The 20,934-nt window shown below is 41.2% G+C and carries 23 protein-coding genes; 15 read left to right on the top strand and 8 right to left on the bottom strand.

Annotation, left to right across the window (positions count from 1 at the left end; translation table 11 throughout):
- Nucleotides 1-168: 168 nt before the first annotated feature.
- The 5 genes from EAH55_RS07720 to yihA form a co-directional block, all read right to left on the bottom strand.
- Nucleotides 169-1,095: an NAD-dependent epimerase/dehydratase family protein gene (locus tag EAH55_RS07720; protein ID WP_121809143.1), complete on the bottom strand. Its 927-nt coding sequence runs from the start codon at nt 1,093-1,095 to the stop codon at nt 169-171.
- Nucleotides 1,096-1,387: 292 nt separating this feature from the next.
- Nucleotides 1,388-1,993 (bottom strand): Crp/Fnr family transcriptional regulator, encoded by a 606-nt coding sequence (locus EAH55_RS07725; RefSeq protein WP_121809144.1) that lies wholly within the window; start codon nt 1,991-1,993, stop codon nt 1,388-1,390.
- A complete protein-coding gene (locus EAH55_RS07730) occupies nt 1,981-2,835 on the bottom strand; it encodes a UbiA-like polyprenyltransferase (RefSeq protein WP_112567063.1) in 855 nt (284 codons plus the stop codon). Before EAH55_RS07730 ends, EAH55_RS07725 begins: the two co-directional genes overlap by 13 nt.
- Nucleotides 2,836-2,871: 36 nt before the next feature.
- The gene (locus tag EAH55_RS07735; RefSeq protein WP_121809145.1) at nt 2,872-3,255 is read right to left on the bottom strand and encodes an endonuclease domain-containing protein; all 384 of its coding nucleotides are present in this window, start codon (nt 3,253-3,255) and stop codon (nt 2,872-2,874) included.
- Nucleotides 3,256-3,407: 152 nt separating this feature from the next.
- Nucleotides 3,408-4,052: a ribosome biogenesis GTP-binding protein YihA/YsxC gene (yihA, locus tag EAH55_RS07740; RefSeq protein WP_121809146.1), complete on the bottom strand. Its 645-nt coding sequence runs from the start codon at nt 4,050-4,052 to the stop codon at nt 3,408-3,410.
- A 148-nt stretch (nt 4,053-4,200) separates the two neighbouring features.
- Here yihA and EAH55_RS07745 point away from each other — a divergent pair, with 148 nt between their 5' ends.
- Nucleotides 4,201-4,689 (top strand): VOC family protein, encoded by a 489-nt coding sequence (locus tag EAH55_RS07745; protein WP_121809147.1) that lies wholly within the window; start codon nt 4,201-4,203, stop codon nt 4,687-4,689.
- A gap of 216 nt (nt 4,690-4,905) precedes the next feature.
- On the opposite strand, the gene EAH55_RS07750 is transcribed toward EAH55_RS07745, so the two are convergent.
- A complete protein-coding gene (locus tag EAH55_RS07750; protein ID WP_121809148.1) occupies nt 4,906-5,643 on the bottom strand; it encodes a 3-keto-disaccharide hydrolase in 738 nt (245 codons plus the stop codon).
- A gap of 23 nt (nt 5,644-5,666) precedes the next feature.
- On the bottom strand, nt 5,667-7,037 hold the full coding sequence (locus tag EAH55_RS07755) for a Gfo/Idh/MocA family protein (protein WP_121809149.1): 1,371 nt from the start codon (nt 7,035-7,037) through the stop codon (nt 5,667-5,669).
- 359 nt (nt 7,038-7,396) lie between these two features.
- Here EAH55_RS07755 and ubiE point away from each other — a divergent pair, with 359 nt between their 5' ends.
- The 6 genes from ubiE (at nt 7,397) to EAH55_RS07785 (ending at nt 12,008) form a co-directional block, all read left to right on the top strand.
- Nucleotides 7,397-8,128: a bifunctional demethylmenaquinone methyltransferase/2-methoxy-6-polyprenyl-1,4-benzoquinol methylase UbiE gene (gene ubiE / locus EAH55_RS07760; protein WP_121809150.1), complete on the top strand. Its 732-nt coding sequence runs from the start codon at nt 7,397-7,399 to the stop codon at nt 8,126-8,128.
- Complete coding sequence (gene porT / locus EAH55_RS07765; protein ID WP_121809151.1) at nt 8,125-8,859, top strand: type IX secretion/gliding motility protein PorT/SprT; 735 nt, start codon at nt 8,125-8,127, stop codon at nt 8,857-8,859. Before ubiE ends, porT begins: the two co-directional genes overlap by 4 nt.
- A 251-nt stretch (nt 8,860-9,110) precedes the next feature.
- A complete protein-coding gene (locus EAH55_RS07770) occupies nt 9,111-9,869 on the top strand; it encodes an SDR family oxidoreductase (RefSeq protein ID WP_121809152.1) in 759 nt (252 codons plus the stop codon).
- Nucleotides 9,870-9,904: 35 nt separating this feature from the next.
- Nucleotides 9,905-10,354, top strand: coding sequence for a GatB/YqeY domain-containing protein (locus EAH55_RS07775; RefSeq protein WP_091221950.1), 450 nt, complete (start codon nt 9,905-9,907; stop codon nt 10,352-10,354).
- A gap of 217 nt (nt 10,355-10,571) precedes the next feature.
- A complete protein-coding gene (locus EAH55_RS07780; protein WP_114936417.1) occupies nt 10,572-11,345 on the top strand; it encodes an alpha/beta fold hydrolase in 774 nt (257 codons plus the stop codon).
- Nucleotides 11,346-12,008, top strand: coding sequence for a CBS domain-containing protein (locus EAH55_RS07785; RefSeq protein ID WP_121809153.1), 663 nt, complete (start codon nt 11,346-11,348; stop codon nt 12,006-12,008).
- A gap of 22 nt (nt 12,009-12,030) precedes the next feature.
- Here EAH55_RS07785 and EAH55_RS07790 read toward each other — a convergent pair whose 3' ends face one another.
- Nucleotides 12,031-12,693: a response regulator transcription factor gene (locus tag EAH55_RS07790; RefSeq protein ID WP_244228126.1), complete on the bottom strand. Its 663-nt coding sequence runs from the start codon at nt 12,691-12,693 to the stop codon at nt 12,031-12,033.
- A gap of 272 nt (nt 12,694-12,965) precedes the next feature.
- Between EAH55_RS07790 and EAH55_RS07795 the strand changes: the two genes are divergently transcribed.
- The 8 genes from EAH55_RS07795 to EAH55_RS07830 all read left to right on the top strand — a co-directional run bounded on the left by EAH55_RS07795 (nt 12,966) and on the right by EAH55_RS07830 (nt 20,909).
- Nucleotides 12,966-13,847 carry an NAD kinase gene (locus tag EAH55_RS07795; RefSeq protein WP_112567096.1) on the top strand — a complete coding sequence of 294 codons (882 nt, stop codon included), beginning with the start codon at nt 12,966-12,968 and terminating at the stop codon, nt 13,845-13,847.
- Nucleotides 13,848-13,856: 9 nt separating this feature from the next.
- Complete coding sequence (gene porG / locus EAH55_RS07800; RefSeq protein WP_121809154.1) at nt 13,857-14,642, top strand: type IX secretion system protein PorG; 786 nt, start codon at nt 13,857-13,859, stop codon at nt 14,640-14,642.
- A gap of 174 nt (nt 14,643-14,816) precedes the next feature.
- Nucleotides 14,817-15,335, top strand: a complete 519-nt coding sequence (locus EAH55_RS07805; RefSeq protein WP_121809155.1) for an ExbD/TolR family protein — start codon at nt 14,817-14,819, stop codon at nt 15,333-15,335.
- Between the two features lie 372 nt (nt 15,336-15,707).
- A complete protein-coding gene (locus EAH55_RS07810; protein WP_121810011.1) occupies nt 15,708-16,448 on the top strand; it encodes an isoprenyl transferase in 741 nt (246 codons plus the stop codon).
- Nucleotides 16,449-16,511: 63 nt separating this feature from the next.
- Nucleotides 16,512-19,064, top strand: coding sequence for an outer membrane protein assembly factor BamA (bamA, locus tag EAH55_RS07815; protein WP_112567105.1), 2,553 nt, complete (start codon nt 16,512-16,514; stop codon nt 19,062-19,064).
- Nucleotides 19,065-19,080: 16 nt separating this feature from the next.
- A complete protein-coding gene (locus EAH55_RS07820) occupies nt 19,081-19,611 on the top strand; it encodes an OmpH family outer membrane protein (protein ID WP_112567108.1) in 531 nt (176 codons plus the stop codon).
- A gap of 48 nt (nt 19,612-19,659) precedes the next feature.
- On the top strand, nt 19,660-20,172 hold the full coding sequence (locus EAH55_RS07825; protein ID WP_112567111.1) for an OmpH family outer membrane protein: 513 nt from the start codon (nt 19,660-19,662) through the stop codon (nt 20,170-20,172).
- Nucleotides 20,173-20,396: 224 nt separating this feature from the next.
- Nucleotides 20,397-20,909, top strand: coding sequence for an OmpH family outer membrane protein (locus tag EAH55_RS07830; RefSeq protein ID WP_121809156.1), 513 nt, complete (start codon nt 20,397-20,399; stop codon nt 20,907-20,909).
- Nucleotides 20,910-20,934 lie beyond the last annotated feature (25 nt).

Below are 20,934 nucleotides of genomic sequence, written 5' to 3' on the forward strand. Positions count from 1 at the left end.
AATACACGTTTAAATGTGTTTTATTTGATAAAAGAAAAGTATATCCACCACGTCATTGCGAGGTACGAAGCAATCCCCGATTTGCAGGTCCACTCTGTATAGTTCGCGATTGCCTCGTGCCTCGCAATGACGTTTTTTGTTTTTAAACAGCTATTTACAACTCCATACTCAACCCTTATGAAGAGTTTTTGATATTTCGGTTATGCCATCCTCATAGCTTGTTGGTTTAAAGTTGAATGCTTTCTCAAATTTGCTGCTGTCGAAAATATAATCGTGATCATATTGATAATACATCTCCACTGTACCCATTACCACCTTTTTAAATAAACCGAACAGCCACAGCATTGCTTTATTAACACGCGTATATTTTGGTTCAACTTTATAAATCCTGGCGGCAATATCCAAAAACTGTTTACCGGTAATGGCCGGCGGAGTAGGGAGGTGCCAGATCTGGTTGCCGCTATCGGGGGCCTGACCAAGCATGAACATAGCTTTACCTGCGTCAGGCACATAAATAAAATTGTGTTTACAATCCGGATTGCCTATCCATTGTGCGTTTTGTTTTTTGGCGTAATTGCTCAGCACCATCATATCAACAAAGCTGTTAATCGGGGCGCCATAAAAATCAGGTGCACGGGCTATAGTTGCGTTGATATTACCGGCCTCGACTTCGTTCATGAGCATTTTGGCAATCCCTGCGCGGATTTCGCCTTTAACACTGCTGGGTTTATAGGGCGTGTTTTCGGTCATGGCACCGTTAACCAGGCCGTACATGTAAACGTTATCAAAAAATATTAAACGCGCACCGGTTGCTTTGGTAACATTGATCACGTTTTGCATGATCACCGGCCATTGCGCACGCCAGATATCCTTATCATAAACCAAGCCTGCTACAAGATAAATTACTGTTGATCCTTGTGCTGCGGACAGTACCTCATCATAATTTAACAAGTCGGCTTTTTGCCAGGTTACTTTGTTGTTGTTATTGGTATTAACCGGTTTGCGGCTAACTAAGCGGATAGTTTCGTTATGGTTGATTAACTCTTTGGTAAGGGCGTTCGCTACCGGACCGCCAGCTCCTAATATAGTATGCATGATCTTTTTCGTTTTGTGTATAACAAAGGTAGGTGCCCTTTGTAAATCAAAACGTTAACAAAAGATAAGGAATTGGGGAATTTCGGAGTTCGGAATTTCGATTTCGGATTTACTTTGATTTCGGAATTCGGATGTTCGATTTCGAATTTAGGTGGATTTTTGAATTTTATTTGCTTTGTGCTTTAAGCCTTCAGCTTTGAGCTTTTTTCTTTTCGACTTTTTGCCTACGGCTTTTAAGAAAAACCTTTCGCCTTTCGCCTTTTACCTTTCGCCTTTAAACTTTCACCTCAAATCAAGCGCTTATTTTCATGATCCTTCGCCTGATCCGCGATAGCGAAACCGGGGTAATTCCTAAAAAGTTGGCGATATAATGCTGCGGGATGCGGTACAGTGCTTCGCCTCCGGTTTCGAGGAGTTGACTGTAACGTTCTTCAGGCGATTGGGTGATGAACGAGGTAACACGTTCTTCGTAGCAAATAAGATAATGCTCGGCTACTAACCTGCCAAAACGTTCCATCTTAAAACCGAGCAACTCATTCATGCATGCTTGTTGCAGGTTTTTGTGGCTCAGGTTTACGATAACTGAATCTTCAAGTGCCTGAATATAGTTTACAGCAGGAGTACGTGTAAGGAAACTTTTATATGAGCTTAGCATTTCATCTTCAAAGCTGAAATAACCGGTTATTTCCTCGCCATCCTTAACGTGGTAATAACGTACCGATCCCTTTACAACCAGGCCGATCTGATCACAGACCTTACCGGCTTCTACATAAAACTTTTTCTTTTTTAACGGATCTACCGTTAAATACTGCGATAAGGCTTGCCACTCTTCGTCATTGAGCGGAACAAAGCTTTCAAAATATTTCCTGAACTTGTTAAGGGCGATTAGTGTATCCATATCCTGTCGAGCAAGAACAATACGGCAAATACTACACTGGCAATGCCATTGGTTGTCATAAACGCAAAGTTAACGCGACTCAGATCGTTTGGTTTTACAAGCAGGTGCTGGTAAATCAGCATGGCGCAAAAGAACGCGATACCCACATAGTAAAGGATACCTACATGCGTTTCGATAGCCGGCATCATGATAAAGATAGCCGAAAGCACATGTAAAAAGGTAGAGAGCCTCAACGCATTCACCTTACCCAGGTAAGCGGGGATAGAGTGCAGGTTTTGGCTGCGATCAAAGTCTTCGTCCTGTAAAGCATAGATAATATCAAAGCCGCTTACCCAGCACAAAACTGATAATGAAAAGAATATTGGAGTAATAGCAAACTGACCTGTAACTACTAAGTAAGCGCCGATAGGGGCAAGTGATAAACCTAAACCTAAAACTAAATGACAAAGCGCGGTAAAACGTTTGGTAGCACTATAGCCCATCACCACAAACAAAGCCACCGGCGACAGGAAGAAGCAAAGTTTATTGATAAACCAGGTTGCCGTAATAAACAACAAGCAGTTAATAATCACAAATGTTAAAGCCGCTTTTGGTGTAATCCTTCCTGCCGGGATATCACGTTGTTTGGTGCGCGGGTTTTGAATATCGATATCCCTGTCCAGGTAGCGGTTAAAGGCCATAGCCGAGTTACGCGCAAATACCATACACAGCACCATTAAAACCAGCTTAAGCCAGTCAAAATGATATTGGGTTGTAGTCACCGCCAAAAAGAAGCCGATAAATGCAAACGGCATGGCAAAAATGGTGTGGGCAAAAGTTACTAAGGATAAGTATTTTTTCATGATATGAAATTCCTTCTTCAAAGAGGAGGAGGTATATTATATGTTGTTCGTGTTAAGTTTCTCTATGTGTTGCTCAATTGTTCTTAAAACATTAGGCATATCTTTTCTTACTTCCATTTCGGTAAACCGAATAATTGTTAAGTTGTATTTCTCAAGTTCCTGTTCCCGTATCATGTCCAGTCTGTAAACTTCTTCATGGTTATGATATTGGCCATCAATTTCAATTATCAAATTTAACTCGAAACAATAGAAATCGACAATATAATTTAGCAATGGCTTTTGGCGATGAAAATCATAACCGTAACCTTGCTTGCCTTTCAACTCTTTCCAAAGCAATATTTCGCCAATTGTGCTATCATTTCTCAATCGCTTGGCTAACTCTTTTAACCGGGGATTATATGGGATAATAGTACGTGGCAACAGTTTAGGGTGAGTTATTTATTGCAAATTATTTTTACTTCAGAAGCGAGCCCAGTGCGATTCCCCTCTTGAGAGGGGTGTAGGGTGTGTTTCTTCATTTGTTTTATAAGCGATGTTGCTAATCGCTTGCATAACACACCCCTGCCATCGCGCTATTCTTCGCGCCCCCTCTCAAGAGGGGAACCCAAAAATGTTGGAACCTCAAAATTCTGATTTACTACATCAATAAACTCCAGTATTTCTTCGCGACCGAGTTGCGTTTCTGATGATGTGATGAAAAACTGCGGCACTTCCTCAAATGTAGCCATCAGGGCTTTCCTAAACTTGGCAATGCTTTGATCGGTTTTAACGCTCGATTGTTTATCAGCTTTGGTAAATACCAGGACAAATGACAGCCCTTTTTCGCCAAGCCAGTTGCAAAATTCAAGGTCGATCTTTTGCGGCTCCAGTCTGCTGTCTATCAGTACCATGACACATTGCAGGCTCTCGCGTTTATCCAGATAAGTATGAATAAACTTATCCCATTTGGCTTTTTCGGTTTTGGAGGCACGGGCATAACCATAACCGGGTAAATCCACAATGTACCAGCTCTCGTTAATCAAAAAATGATTGATGAGCTGTGTTTTACCGGGAGTTTGCGATGTTTTGGCAAGTCCTTTTTTACCCGTAAGGGTATTGATAAGGGATGATTTGCCCACATTTGAGCGCCCAATGAAAGCATACTCTGCCTTTACGGGGGGCGGTAACTTGCTTACCTGGCTATTGCTGCAAATAAATTCGGCCGATTTTACGATCATTCTGCAAAGGTAGTATTTTTACTCAATGCGTTCACTGTGGTAACACCCATGCATAAATTGCCTCCGCGTATTTATAAGCTTGTTTTACAATAGGAAAACAAAAAGTAATGCAATAATAGTTAAATTTGATGTTTAAACATGTAATATTATGAACGATTATAAAATACCAGCTCAAACCCGCATAGGCCATGTTCATTTAAAAGTGAGCGACCTCCAAAAATCCCTTGATTTTTATTGTGCTTTGCTGGGCTTTGAAAAAATGGTGATGTATGGCGATCAGGCTGCGTTTATTTCGGCGGGCAGTTATCACCACCATATAGGCTTAAATACCTGGCACAGCAAAGGCGCTTCACCGGCTCCGGAATATGCACCGGGATTATACCATACAGCTATTTTATATCCTGAAAGAAAAGACCTGGCTATTATACTCAAAAGGCTGATTGATGCCCGCTATCAGATCACCGGCGCATCTGACCATGGGGTATCTGAAGCTATCTATCTGAACGATCCTGATCAAAATGGTGTTGAATTATATTGGGATAAGCCCAAAGAAGAATGGCCGGTAGACGAAAATGGTAATTTAACGATGTTTACCCGCCGTTTAAATATAGAAAATTTGTTACAACTCGCTAATTAACAGATAAAAACAAACAAAAAAACTCATTGCGAGTTATATTTGCAACGGGGGATCAAAAGATTATTTCTTTCCCGATCATTGGGAGGTGGAACGGCGAAGTAATCCACTGCCGGCGATATTGCATGGTTGCCTGCTGTTAAGGATTGCTTCGTACCTCGCAATGAGTCTTTTATAGAATCTGTTATACGCAGGCACGAAGCAAAAAGTTATACTGCTTTATAATTCCTTTATTTTAATACTCCGGAAATAGGCTTTGTGACCATGATCCTGCAAGGCAATCAAACCGGTTTTCGCGGTGCCATAATCAGGATAATCCTTCCATTTGCCTTCGGTTTTTTTCTTTTTCCAATCATCGGTCCAGGCTTCAAAAGCAATGATCTTTTTGCCATTGAGCCAATGTTCAACATGCCCGTTATTGAAAACGATTTTGCTTGTGTTCCAGGTGCCAACCGGTGCTACTTTTTTTGAAGCATTTGGCAGGTACATGGCGTAATCACAACCGGTTTTTTGCCAGTCTTCCAATTTATCAGGCCATCCGGCATCGTCTATGATCTGGTACTCAGGGCCGGTTTCGTAACTCGCGTGGTATTTAGGGTCTTCAACTACATGGTACATCACGCCACTGTTGCTGCCTTTGTCTATTTTCCATTCCCATGAAAGTTCAAAATTTGTGTAGGCTTTATCGGTTACAATATCGCCGCCGGTATCACCCTGTGCCGCACCAAGACAAACAAGGGCTCCGTCAATAATGGTCCAGTTTTTTACCGGGCCTTTTTTATTAAAGCCATGCCAGCCTTTTAGTGTTTTACCGTCGAAAAGGTTTACCCAGCCACCTTTTGCAGGGGTGGCCTGTTTAGCAGGTTTATGATCATTAACAGGAATGGCCGACGTTTGTACGCAAACCAATCCCACGGCAGCCAGTACTAACCCGAGTTTTTTGAGTTGTTGTTTCATAATAAGGTATTTGCTTTAAACTGTTATTTTTTGATAAGCTGCATTTTTTCAGGATCCCAGAACATTGGGCTATTGTTATAATAGCTATCGTTACATAACAGGGCAGGGGCTGCGGCACGATAGCCAAATATGGCATCTTCGGTTACTTTGCCTTTGTTACGGATGGCGGTGAAGAAATTGTTCATGTGATCATATGGTCCGCCGAGATACCCTTTTTCGGCATCGTAAACAATTTCTTCGGGCGGAAGCATTTTTTTACGTTCGGCGTAGCCGCTTCCAGCTTTTTTGAGCTTATCAAGGTAAAACGGATCGTCAGAAGCTAATATCTTGTTACGTTTTAAGGTTACTTTATCCCAGGTTATATCCATTGAGCCTTCGCTGCCTACCAGTTTAAGATACGTGGTACCGCTGGTGCCATCAACAAAGTTGCAGCGCAACGAAAGGTTAAAGGCCGGATGCGCCTGTGTTTTACCGTAATCAAAAGTTCCTAAAAGCACATCAGGTACTTCGCGGCCATCGTTCCAGAAACGTAAACCGCCTGATGCGTAAATTTTATTGGGGCCAACAGAATCGGTTATAAAATGTAGGCTTGAAAAAAGGTGAACGAAAAGATCGCCCGCCATGCCGGTGCCATAGTCGGTATAGTTTCTCCAGCGGAAAAAGCGTTTCTCATCAAACGGACGCTTTTTAGTATTGCTGATGTAAGTTTCCCAATCAACAGTTTGTGGCGATGCATCTTCAGGAATGGGATATTGCCAAACCTCAAGTGGTGCCCGCCGTGCCCAAAAACCTTCGGCATAATTTAATTCGCCAATGGCTCCGCTTTTCAACAGCTCGTGCGCTTTTTCATTACCTAATGAAGATACACCCTGGCTACCTACCTGGAAAATCATGCCTGTTTCTTTTTGTGCCTTGATCACTGCCGGGCCTTCGGTAATGGCGTGCACCATTGGTTTTTCGCAATACACGTGTTTACCGGCATGCATGGCGTCAACAGAAATTTGCTGGTGCCAGTGATCCGGAGTAGCGATGATCACCGCGTCGATATCTTTCCGATTCAGGATCTCTTTATAAACCCGGGTAGTAAAAATGTCGGCTCCCCAACGGGTTTTGGCATCTTTCAGCCTGCCGTCATACAAGTCGCAAACGGCTACCAGTTTTACGCCTGGCACCTGAAGGGCGGTAATGGTATCCTGCGTGCCCATGCCACCGGCGCCAATGAGGGCAATGTTTACCTGGTCGTTAGGACTATTGCCTATAAGGCGTTTCTGGATTGAAAAAGTTTTGGCCTGGCTTTGGTTGGCTAAAAGGCCCGATCCGGCAGCTACGGCCGCTGTTGCAGTGGTTAGTTTTTTAATGAAACTACGGCGCGAGGATTCTTGTTCGTCTTTCATAAGGATAAGGAAGCAAATTTTAAATGTGATTTGCCGGCATATGTCGGCAATAATTGGTTTCTAAAAATAATGAATTGACTTAACATTTACATAATCAGGGCAACTTAATATCGGGGTATTAACTTCCTGGTGTATAGTTTACTCACCCGGTCCGCGCTTCGCTGGGCCACCCTCTCTACGCAAAGCGTAGAGAGGGTAAGGAAAACGTAAGATAATGAAAGCCCCTCTTTGCGAAGCAGAGATGGGTGACGAGCGCAGCGATGTTGGGGTGAGTTAACTTGTCAGCGCTGTTTCAGTATTCATTTTTCGGCTGCCTTAATATTAAAGCATTCGGCATACAATCATTATCTTTGCCCGCGATGAGCAAAACCATAACACCGTACCATGACCAGCAGGCTACCAAAAAAGAACAGGTAGCGGATATGTTCAACAATATATCAAAAACGTATGATTTCCTGAACCACTTCATGTCGCTTGGTATTGATATCATCTGGCGAAAAAAAGCCATCAACGAGTTAAAAAAAGACAAACCAAAACTGATACTGGATGTTGCTACAGGTACAGGCGATTTTGCTTTTGAGGCTTTATCTATCCTGAAACCCGAAAAAATTATCGGTGTTGATATTTCAAGGGGAATGCTTGACATTGCCGAGCAAAAAATAGCCAAACGTGGTTTAAGCGATAAGTTTGGCGTAAAGCTGGGTGATTCGGAAAAACTCCCTTTTGAAGGGGCAGAGTTTGATGCCGTTACCGTAGCTTATGGAGTCCGTAATTTTGAAAACCTGGAGAAAGGCCTTACAGATATCAACCGCGTACTTAAACCGGGTGGCAAAGTAGTGGTGCTTGAGTTTTCTAAACCCAAGGTATTCCCGGTAAAACAGTTATATAATTTTTATTTCAGCTATATTACACCAGGCATAGGCAAGCTGTTTAGTAAAGATGCGAGGGCTTACAGTTACCTGCCCGAGTCGGTAGCAGCCTTTCCCGATGGACCTTCTTTTGTGGCTTTGATGGATAAAGTAGGCTTTAAGAATACCAAATGCAGGCCTTTAACGTTTGGTATCTGTTCAATATACACCGGTATTAAATGATTATAAACCGTTACCTAATTGTAGTTGTACTGATATTTAGCAGCAATTTATTGCTTGCTCAGCGTGTACCTGCATGGGGTGGCGGTGCCGATCAGCAGGATTTGAGCTTTGGCTTTAGCTTTACTTATGTAAGCAGCGATTTCAAAATCGTTAATCAACCCTATTTTCGTCGCCCTTTTTTAGATGAAACCGGTGTGCAAATTAAAGGGCCGCTCAATAGCATCAGCTCAAAAAGCTCATCAGGCTTTGGTGTTGGCTTTTTAACAAGGTACAGGCTTACCGAGCACCTGGAAGTACGCACCACGCCGTCATTAATTTTTGCCGATAGATACCTGCATTATTCATATGTTGACCCATCGGAAGATGTGGACAAAAAAGTGCAGACCACTTCGGTTGATGTACCCCTGCAAATAAAATTAAAGTCAGACAGGTTGGGCGATTTCAGAGGTTACGTAGTTGGTGGATTGAAATATAGTCAGACCATCGGCTCTAAGAAAAACTCAGATGCCAATCTTGATCTTTCCGAAAAACTGGTGAAAAATGTTAGCGGCTACGCCTCGTACGAAGCTGGTGTAGGTTGTGATATCTACTTTGAATTTTTTAAGCTCTCGCCTGAGATCAAGATTTCTAATTCGATAGGTAATGTGCTGATCAGCGAAAATAACCCGTATTCCGCGCCTCTTAGCAGATTGGGTTTACACACCATTATGTTCAGTCTGATTTTTGAGTAGGAGAGAAGCATAAATTATAATTAAAAATGCCTGTCATTCTGAGCGGTAGCAAAGAATATTCTTCAATATTCAGAATCACTATGCCAGGCGAGAAGATCCGTCGTTCCTCAGGATGACAATTCGTTTATGATATCTTTTCAGATTTTGATAGGGGAAGAATGTTTTAACTTACATTCAAAAACAACCTTACTCCCAACCGACAATATTTCAAACTAAAAAACATAATTTCGCTGTTTAGAGTTATCAAACCTATGAGTAAGATTGCCTTAATTACAGGAGCTACCGCCGGCATTGGCGAAGCATGCGCACACGTTTTTGCCCGCGAGGGATATAATCTGGTATTAACCGGTCGGCGGTTGGAGCGGCTGGAAAAGCTGGCCAAACACCTGAATGATAAATATAATGTAGAAGTAGCGATTTCATCATTTGATGTCCGCAACCGCGAGGATACTATCAGTAATTTGGAGGCATTGCCAGAAAAATGGAAAAAAGTAACGGTATTGGTTAACAACGCCGGCTTAAGCCAGGGGCTTGACCCTATTCAAAAAGGCAGCATCGACGATTGGGAAACCATGATTGATACCAATATTAAAGGTCTGTTGTATGTAAGCCGCGTGGTATCAAACTGGATGATAGCAAATGGTAAAGGCCATATTATAAATTTGGGTTCAATTGCCGGTAAAGAAGTTTATGCCAACGGAAACGTATATTGCGCTACCAAGCATGCTGTTGACGCCCTAAATAAAGGTATGCGGATTGATCTTTTGCCACACGGTATTAAGGTTACGGCGATACATCCGGGTGCGGTTGAAACCGAGTTTTCGGAAGTACGCTTTAAAGGCGATAAGGAACGTGCAAAAAAGGTATATGAAGGTTTTGAACCGCTTGCAGCCGTAGATGTGGCCGAAACGATATGGTTCATTGCATCGCGCCCGGCGCATGTTAACATCAATGATATATTGATCATGCCAACAGCACAGGCAAATGCGGGTACGATATTCAGGGGGTAAATTTGCACATCAAAAACAATTCACTAATTAAAGATATGTCATTAATTACACAAATAGACCAGGATATTAAACTGGCTATGCTTGCTAAGCAGGCAGATCGTTTACAGGGCTTACGTGCCATTAAATCGGCATTGTTATTAGCTAAAACCGAAAAAGGTGCTGCTGATGAACTTACTGAAGACGCGGAGATCAAAGTATTGCAAAAGCTGGTAAAACAGCGCAAAGAGTCGGCAGATATTTATAAAGAACAAAACCGCGAAGACCTTTACCAGGTTGAGATAGCCGAAATGCTGGTTATTGAAGAGTACCTTCCGCAACAAATGAGCAAGTTTGAAATTGAAGGTTATCTTGAAGAACTCATTGGCAGGATAGGCGCTACATCGGTAAAAGATATGGGCCGCGTAATGGGTATGGCCAGTAAAGAACTTGCGGGCAAAGCCGATGGTAAAACAATATCAGAGGTAGTTAAACAGTTGCTGGGCTAAGCTATCAGCATTTAATTATTACTGAGCTTTTTAAATGTTTATGTTGTTTTAATGTTAACTTGTTTAATGAAAGCTTAACATTACTACATTGATAAATAATTACTATACTTGCTAAATGCCGTTGGTAATAAACTAATTTTGCAGCGGAATAACGGGAATTTATACTAAAAGTGATTTTGGTATAGGATAATTTAGAAAATTAATTTTTGATATTTATATGGAGTTCGTGCTTAAAGAGGAACACGGTTTTAGTTACATCGATGAGGGCGAAGGAGAAGTGCTGTTACTGCTGCATGGTTTAATGGGGGCGTTGAGTAATTGGGATGGGGTTATTAATGAATTTAAATCAAAGTACAGGGTTATTATCCCCATGTTGCCGGTTTACGACATGCCGCTGATCAGTACCGGGGTGAAAAGTTTATCGAAATTTGTACATAAGTTTATAAAATTTAAAAAGCTTAGTAATATTACTTTACTTGGCAATTCGCTTGGCGGACATGTGGCACTGGTTTATTTAACTACACATCCCGAAAATATAAAAGCATTGGTTTTAACCGGAAGTTCGGGCCTATACGAAAACGCCTTTGGTGGTTCATTTCCGCGCAGGGAGAGTATAGATTTTGTGCGCGAAAAAGTGCAGTTCACTTTCTACGATCCGGCTATAGCTACTGATGATCTGGTGCAGGATGTTTTCCAGACCATTAACGACAGGCATAAAGTGATCCGCTTGCTGGCGATGGCAAAATCGGCCATCAGGCACAATATGAAAAAAGATCTGCATAAGATCACTATCCCGGTATCTTTGATCTGGGGCCGTAACGATAAGATCACGCCGCCAGAGGTAGCTGTTGAATTTAACGAACTGCTTCCGGATTCAGAGCTGCATTGGATTGATAAATGCGGTCATGCCCCAATGATGGAGCATCCTGAAGAATTTAATGTTTTACTTAAACAGTTTTTAACTAAATTAGAGACCAAAGTAAATGCGTAGATGATAGCACTTGACCTGATAGCTGACTCGATACCACCGGTACACACCTCTGATACCATTCAGAAAGTGCTGGACCGTATGGTTGAGTTTCGCCTCAGGCATTTGCCTATTGTAAATGAAGAGCAGTTTTTGGGGTTGCTTGCCGAGGATGACCTTATAGGCGAAAGCGATTACCAGGCACCAATAGGATCATTGGCACTTTCGCTGGTGAATCCGTACGTACTGGAAGATCAGCACATCTATGATGTTATCCGTTTGTTTTACGAACAGCAGCTAACTGTTGTACCAGTGCTTGACGCCAAAAGCAACTATCTTGGCCTGATATCCATTAACGCCATTACAGAATATTTTGCACAGATAACCTCGGTAGCACAGCCGGGAGGGATCATTGTGCTCGAGATTAATAATAAAAATAACTCGTTGGCGCACATGGCTCAGATAGTTGAGTCGGATAATGCGCAGATCCTGAGCTCCTACGTTCAGTCATTCCCGGATTCAACCCGGATGGAGGTTACGCTTAAAATCAATAAGCAGGATATTTCAGGTATTATAGCCAGTTTCCTAAGGTATGAGTACGATATCAAAGCTACCTTCAATCATAAAGATATCAACGATACCGCCCGCGATAGGTATGATTCCCTCATGAATTATCTTAATTTGTAGTCTTACGTTTGAAATCTTAAGTCTAAACCAAATTATAAGCTTGTGCAAACCGCACGGCATCATAATGATTTTTTAACCGCAGTTTGTTCTTGATATTTTTACGATGGGTTTCGGCGGTGGCCGGGGCAATAAATAGCGTGGTGCCAATCTCTGCCGAGCTCATGCCCATGGCTATGTATTTCAGCACTTCTTTCTCGCGCCGGGTGAGCGTTAAAAACAGCAGGTTGTTTCGCCGTAAAAACGAGATATCGTCCATGAGGCGGTTCACCTTAGTAGTGATGTGATGAACGGGATCCAGCATACTGGCTAAAGTTAAAATGTGGGTGGCGTCGCCGGTTTCATTGCGCGCAAAAACGTTAGTAGTACTAACAAAAAGCTGCCATTCGGCATGTTGTGAGGCGCGGGCCTGCTGAAAATAAGATATATGTTCCTGGGTGCGGCTTTTTATAAGATGTAATATTTTAGGCACATATTCGTCGCTATCTTCAGTGTTGAAATATTTTATGTGATAGGTGTCCGGCCCCATGGCCTTCAGTTCATCAAGCGTTGTACCCAATATATTAAGGCCTACACTGTTCATATACACTATCTGCAATGTTTCAACCTCATGTATAATCAGGGCGGAGGGAAGTTCATCTGCAATTGACTGTATATTGGATAATTTTTGGGTAAAGGTTTGATCCATCTATAAATAACCGTTGTTAATAGCTGTAAGATAGGCCAAAATAGTTAAACTTAATTATTTTACTTTGAAGTTATTTATCTGTTAAAGCAATTAAAAAGGCCTTATTCGGAAATATAAGCAAACAATAGCATGGGGTTTGTCCTTATAGTGGTATAGATTATATAACAGGCAAATCAGGAGGTAATTGGAGCGAAAGGGGTGTGCCGGTATTAATTATTTATGCCTTGCTGCATTAATGTACTTTCAAAGTTCGATATTCGCTTTTTTAAAAAATGAAAATAGCAGTTTACGGCAGGCCATTTAATGAGCCATCTGTTTTACCTTTTATACAGCAGGTTTTTGATAGCCTTGCACAACACGGTGTTGATATTTACGTACATCAGCAACTTCACGAATACTTGCAGGATAAGCTAACCACGGTACAATATAAAGTACTGCGTCCGGCCGAAACATTGAAAGGCTTTATTGATATTTTTATTACGCTTGGTGGTGACGGAACCCTGCTTGATACGGTTACCTTGATCCGCGATTCGGGAATCCCTGTTATAGGTATCAACTTTGGGCGCCTTGGTTTTTTGGCCAGTGTTAACAAAAGTGATATTACCGCAGCCATTCATGCTGTAGTGAACAGACAATTCACCTGCGATTGCAGGGAGCTGCTCACTGTCGACTCAAACCCTAACGTTTTTGGTAGTAATAATTTCGCACTTAATGATATAACTATCCATAAGCGCGATGATGCCGCCATGATTATAACCCATGTGTTTTTAAATGATGAGTTTTTAAATTCATACTGGGGCGACGGGCTTATTATCTCTACGTCAACCGGCTCAACGGCTTATTCATTAAGTTGCGGCGGGCCTATTATTTTCCCGCAGTCAAACAGTATTGTTGTAACCCCGGTATCGCCGCATAACCTTAACGTGCGGCCAATAGTTATCCCGGATACCAGCAAGCTTTGCTTTGAGGTTGAAAGCCGGAGTGCCAATTACATCATTTCATGCGATTCGCGAACGGAAGTGTTGGATCAGACAGTTAAGTTTCATGTACAAAAGGCCAGTTTTCAGTTAAATTTAATAAGGCTTAGTAATGAAAGTTACTTAACTACGTTAAGGAATAAATTGCTTTGGGGCCTTGACGCCCGTAACTACTAAATTTGATTAATGCCTAAATATCTACTTTTAGCGATATTCTTGTTTTTAACTTATCAGCTGCAGGCCCAAACCTGGGAAATAGGCGGCTCGATAGGCGGCGCGGGTTATATTGGTGATCTTAATCCCAATAATCCTGTTAAGATAAGCGGCGTATCGGCAGGCATATTTGGCAAAAGGAATTTCGACGGCTATTTTTCAGCTAAGCTTAATGTTGGCATCGGCAATATCGCGGCTTATGACAGCCGTTCCGGTTATCCGCAATTTCGCGAACGTAATCTCAACTTTAAAGACCAATTGCGTGAGGTTAGCCTTACCGGCGAATTTAATTTCATGAATTATATTCCCGATGCCGGCCGGAATAAATACACACCTTATATATTTACAGGTATAGGCATAACGTCTTATGCCCCCCGGGCGCAGGATTATCTTGGTCATGAAGTTGGCTTAAGGCAACTTAAAACCGAAGGCCAGCTTAAACCTTACGGTAATAATACTGTTGTTATTCCTTACGGTTTAGGTATTAAGTATAACCTTTCGGGCAAATTTACCATCATGGCCGATATGGGATATCGTTATGCCTTTACCGATTATCTTGATGACGTGAGTGGGGTATACGCCGATAAAACCAAAATGAGCGCTTTTGTTGCCGGTCTTTCAGACCGTTCGGGCGAAAAGACAGGCGTTTATACCGGTACCGTTGGCTCTCAACGCGGCGATTTCAAATCGCATGATACTTACTTCTTTCTCAATCTTACCATCTCATTTACTTTCGTAACCGCCAATTGTTACTTCTGATCTACTAAATCTCTCGGTTACAGCATAGACCCGCCTTGGAATTATTGTGTCTTTTTAGACAATAAAACAATATTTAATTCGTTTTTAAATTAAAATACAATATTTAATTCTGTTTATGTGTTGTGTTTTGTAATTTAGTATTGTGATTAATTATTAACCTTAAATCTTAAAGTCATGGCCGAATTAAATTCATCTTCCCAAAATGGTGGCGGAAAGCACAAACGCAAAAAAATGAACGCCCGTGTTGATCTTACTGCAATGGTCGATCTGGCATTCCTGCTCATTACCTTTTTTATTATGACAACCACCCTGGCCAAATCAAAGGCGATGGACCTGGCTATGCCGGTAGGGGAGCAAAGTGAACCGGTGGGGGCCAGTCGTACCTTAACCGTATGCCTGGGTAAGAATAATAAGGCAATGTACTTTTTAGGTGAGCTCAAAAATCCGATTATCGCGCCTTCAATAACAGATTTTAAAGCTGATGGCATCCGCAAGGCGCTTATTGATGTAAATAAAAAGGTACATGATCAAACAGGCAAATCCATGATTGTGTTGGTGAAGCCCGGCGATAAATCGCAATACAGCAATTTGGTGAGTACACTTGATGAACTTGCTATTACGGGTATCCAGCAATATGCCATAGTTGATATTAAACCCGAAGACGTTGATGCGCTTAAACAAAAAGGAATATAATAATGTAACGCTATTGTAAGCAAATTTACAGGTAGCTTTTCATGGCCGGCGGCTTTCATTATCAAACAGATAGTGGCCGCCGGTTTTTTATTTTATTCTAAATATTACGAAAAATGATGGTTTTTATAGCTGTTTAGCTTGTTTTAATGTATTATTCGCAATAACATTTTCTTTTAGTGCGGGATACTAAAAAAATACAAAGTAAGTTTTACCTTTGTACCCTGAAAAATCCGTCAATTTGCGTGGTAAAAATGGCAGATGCGGGTTAATTTTAATTGATTAGTCTAACAACCGAATATAGCAGACCATAAGTATTGATGGAAAATTTTACACGAGTGTGTTTGTACGGGGTGGTTTTTGATAATGAGTAATATGGATTATTTGGATCAGATTGATTTGTCGAAACTACCACAGCATGTGGCTATCATTATGGATGGCAACGGGCGCTGGGCAAAAGGCAAAGGCAAATTAAGAATATTTGGCCATCACAACGGTGTAACGTCTGTTAGGGATGTTGTTGAGGGTGCCGATAAGTTAGGTATTAAATATATCACCTTATATACATTTTCGTCCGAAAACTGGAACCGTCCTAAACTGGAGGTTATGGCGATCATGGAGCTGATGGTAACTACCATTCATAAAGAAGTTCCCGGCTTTATGAAAAATAACATCAGGCTTAACGCCATTGGCGATTTGGATATGCTGCCCGAAAAATGTCTCCGCGAACTTAATAGTGCTATCGAAACAACTTCCGGCAATACCGGTGTGGTGCTTACGCTGGCTTTGAGTTACAGCTCGCGCCGTGAAATTGTGAGTGCGGCAAAAAATATCGCCATAAAAGTAAAAAATGGCGAGCTTGATGTGAACGATATTAATGAGGAGGTTTTTGAACAAAACCTTTTTACCGGCGATATGCCGAACCCCGAACTGCTGATCAGAACCAGTGGTGAATACCGTATTAGTAATTATTTATTATGGCAGATTGCCTACGCCGAGTTGTATTTTACAACTAAATTATGGCCCGATTTCAGGAAAGAAGACCTGTATGAAGCAGTGATTGATTTCCAGAAACGCGAGCGCCGTTTTGGCCTAACAAGCGAGCAGGTGAACTAAATTTTTACTTTTAACAAATTTTAACAACTGTATAAATTATTTTTAGCCCACTAAAATATTCGAATGTATAAATTTCTTTTTGCTATTCTTTTCTCGGTTTTGGCTACTACGGCTTTCGCCCAGATATCCAACGGGCCGAGGCCTACACTGTCAAAATCGATACCGGCTGATAGTTTAAGTTATCTTAATCCTAAAGATTATATTATTGGTGGTATTTCTGTTAGTGGCGCAAAATATCTTGATAAAGACATCCTGATCCAATTATCCAAATTAACCAAAGGCGATCGTATCAACCTTCCGGGCGAACGTAATGCCGAGGTAATTAAAACCTTGTACCAACAGGGTTTATTTGATGATGTTCAGTTAAACATCACCAAAATTAATATGGATACTGTTTACCTGGAAATTGCCGTATCTGAACGTCCGCGTTTATCACGTATGCACCTGACCGGTATTCGTAAAGGCGAGATTGAAGACGTTCAGAAAAAACTGAACGACCGCGTGGGCAAAATCGTAAACGAAAACCTCATCAGTACAACAACTGCTATTATTAAAAAGCATTTTAACGAAAAAGGTTTCTTAAATACTACAGTTACCATTACCCAGCGTAAAGATCAGGGTGATGTTAACAGCGTTATTTTGGATGTCGCCATTGATAAAAAGACCAAGGTTAAAATTAACGACGTTATTTTTGAAGGAAATAAAGCATTTAAAACAGGTACCCTGCGCGGATTTTTAAGCAAAACCCGTAAGCGTAAATGGTATAACCTGTTTGGCTCAAAGAAATTTAAGCAGGATAAATACGAAGAAGATAAACAGAACCTGATTGAAAAAATGCAGGGCAGGGGATATCGTGACGCCGAGATCCTGAGCGATTCTGTTTGGAAACACGATGATGAAACTGTAAACGTAAAACTTAAAGTATACGAAGGTCCTAAATATTACTTTGGTAATGTTAAGTTTTCGGGTAATGCTAAATATAATACTGATCTGTTAAACAGGATCCTCCATGTTAAAAAAGGCGACGTATTTAGCGAAGATGAGCTAAACAAACGTTTAAGTGGCCCAACTCCGGGTAACGATGACGTTTCATCACTTTATTTGAATGACGGTTACTTAACCTTCAATGCCGATCCGGTACAAACAAGGGTATATAATGATACTGTTGATGTTGATGTTAGGATTTACGAAGGCCCGCAGTATACTATTAACCGCGTTATGTTAAAAGGTAACGATGTTACCAATGATAAAGTGGTAATGCGCGAGATCCAGACTAAGCCAGGTCAAAAATTCAACAAAGAGTTATTGATCCGCAGTGCGCGTGAAATTGGTCAGCTGGGTAACTTCGATGAGCAAAAAACAGAGCCTAAGCCAACCAATATCAATCCGCAGGATGGTACTGTTGACTTGGTTTATAACGTAGTTGAAAAACCTTCAGACCAGATCGAGCTTTCGGGTGGTTTTGGTGGTGGCCAGTTGGTAGGTACTTTAGGTTTAACCTTTAACAACTTCTCTATCCGTAACATATTCCACCTAAAAGCTTACAAACCACTGCCAAAAGGTGATGGTCAGAAACTGAGCTTAAGGGGACAGTCAAGCGGTCGTACTTATCAAAACTTCTCGTTCACATTCTCTGAGCCATGGTTAGGTGGTAAAAAGCCAATCTACTTTGCGTTATCAGCTTATACGCAGGGAAGTTCAACCGGTCAGTACTATCCAAAATCAAGCCCTTACTATAACAACCTGCGTATTAACGGTGTGGGTGTTACATTGGGTAAACGTTTGAAATGGCCTGATAACTATTTCCAGTTAAACTACTCACTTAACTTTGACCACTATAGCCTTGATAACTATACCGGTTACCTGTTTACAAACGGTACCTCTTATAACATCAAGTTAACCCAGGAATTGACACGTAACTCGATAGATGCGCCGATTTTCCCAACACAGGGTTCAAACATTAAGCTAACTATCCAGGCTACACCGCCATATTCATTGTTTAACAATATCAACTACCGTATTGCTACTCCAGAACAGCGTTACCACTTTGTTGAGTATTATAAATTTAAATATGATGCGCAGTGGTTCTCGAAACTGGTAGGTAAGTTTGTATTGATGTCGCAGGTGAGGTTTGGTTTCCTTGGTCAGTACAACCACGAAGTAGGTCCTTCACCGTTTGAGCGCTTTAAATTAGGTGGCGACGGTATGCAGAGCTATCAGTTTTTACAGGGTAGCGAGATCATCGGTTTACGTGGTTACCAAAACTTCTCGATTGTGCCTGAAGGTTCAAACGAAAATCAGAATACCAACACCGGTAGTGCTATCTACAATAAATACACCCTGGAGCTTCGTCACCCGGTTATCGCAAGCCAGTCGGCAACTATCTTCCTGTTAGCTTTTGCTGAAGGTGGTAACGCCTGGAACCAGTTTAGCCAGTTTAATCCGTTTAACGTAAGACGTTCGGTAGGTGTGGGCGCAAGGATATTTTTACCTATATTTGGCTTACTTGGGTTAGATTATGGTTATGGCTTTGACAAAATACCGGGACAACCGGATGCAAATAAAGGCCAGTTCCATTTTACAATTTCTCAGAGTTTATCCGGCGGATTTAATTAATTTGCGTACCGAATTTATGAAGAAGATAATTTTAGTAGCCTTTTTAACGTTAACTGCTTTTGCAGGAGCTTATGCGCAACGTTTTGCTTATGTTGACTCGGAGTATATATTAAAGCACATGCCCGAATATGCATCATCACAAAAGCAACTGGCTGCATTATCTGATCAGTGGCAAAAAGAGGTTGATGGCCGTTTTCAGGAAATTGACCGTTTGTATAAGGCCTATCAGGCCGATCAGGTGCTGATGACTCCTGACATGAAAAAACGCCGTGAGGCCGAAATTGTTGACAAAGAGAAGGCGGCGAAAGATTTTCAACGCCAGAAATTTGGTCCGGATGGTGAGCTTTCGCAAAGAAGCACAGCGCTGATTAAACCAATTCAGGATAGGGTGTCTAAAGCTGTACAAGCAGTTGCTGAAGGCGATAACCTGGATATGATTTTTGATAAAAACAGCGAGGTAATCATGTTATATGCAAGCCCGCGATATGATAAGAGCGCGGATGTTATAACCAGGTTAGGATTAAAGCCGGGAGTATTTGCTAAATAATTTGAATTAAGATAAATCGAACTATTATTTAAACACAGAAAAAGGAAAATGAAAAAACTATTTAAAGTTGCCTTGGTTGCAGTAGGTTTATTATTTGCGGGCAGCTTTGCAAATGCTCAGACTAAAATCGGCCACATCAACTTCAACCAGCTGATTGATTTGATGCCCGAAACTAAAACTGTGACAGCGTCTATCCAGGCTTACCAGAAAACGTTCATTGATCAATTGACCACTATGAACAATGAGTATCAAACAAAAGGTCAGGATTACCAATCAAAAAGGGCGAGCATGACCGATGCTGTACGTGGCGCTAAAGAAAGCGAACTGCAGGATATTCAGAAACGTATGAATGATTACCAAAATAATGCCCAGCAACAAGTTGATGCTAAAAGGCAGGAATTAGGTAAACCGCTTATTGATAAAGCTACTCAGGCTGTACAGGCTGTAGCTAAAGAAAAAGGCTATGCTTACGTATTAGATTCATCACAGATCACTTTATTGGTATCTCCTGATGCTGATGACCTGATGGCTGCTGTGAAGTTAAAATTAGGCTTGAAATAAGAATTGCCAATACTAAAAAAAGCGCCCTGATTAAACGGGACGCTTTTTTTATGTTTACCAATCGAGATTGCTTGTAATTAAGCCGGGGTAAAGATAAGCTGCTAATGTTCCTGTTCATTGTTAGCTGTTTCCGGGGTAATTGATAAAGTAATTTGCTGATACACGTTACAAAAACAAAACAGATAATTATTATCCATTATTAAAACACAGGACACAAAATCAAAATGAAAAAACTATTTAAAGTCGCCTTAGTTGCAGCAGGTATGTTGTTCGTGGGTAGTTTCGCTAAAGCGCAAACAAAAATAGGTTATGTTAATTTTAGCCAGGTTATCGATCAGATGCCTGAAACTAAAACCGTTTCTACAACATTACAGGCCTATCAAAAAACATTCATTGATCAGTTAACTACTATGAACAATGAATTACAAACCAAAGGTGCCGATTTGGATAAAAACGCGGCTACAATGACCGATGCTGTACGTCAGGCAAAAACCTCAGAATTGCAGGACATTCAAAAACGCATGAATGATTATCAGAACAACGCTCAACAACAGGTTGATGCTAAAAAACAAGAGTTAGGTAAACCTATCATTGATAAAGTTTCTACCGCTGTACAAGCAGTAGCTAAAGAAAAAGGCTATGCTTATGTATTAGATTCATCACAAGTTAGCATGATCGTATCTCCTGCGGGCGACGATTTGATGCCAGCTGTAAAATTGAAATTGGGTTTAAAATAAGATCACCTTTAAGTAAATTATATAA

This window comes from Mucilaginibacter kameinonensis (assembly GCF_003675385.1).
Taxonomy (GTDB): domain Bacteria; phylum Bacteroidota; class Bacteroidia; order Sphingobacteriales; family Sphingobacteriaceae; genus Mucilaginibacter; species Mucilaginibacter kameinonensis.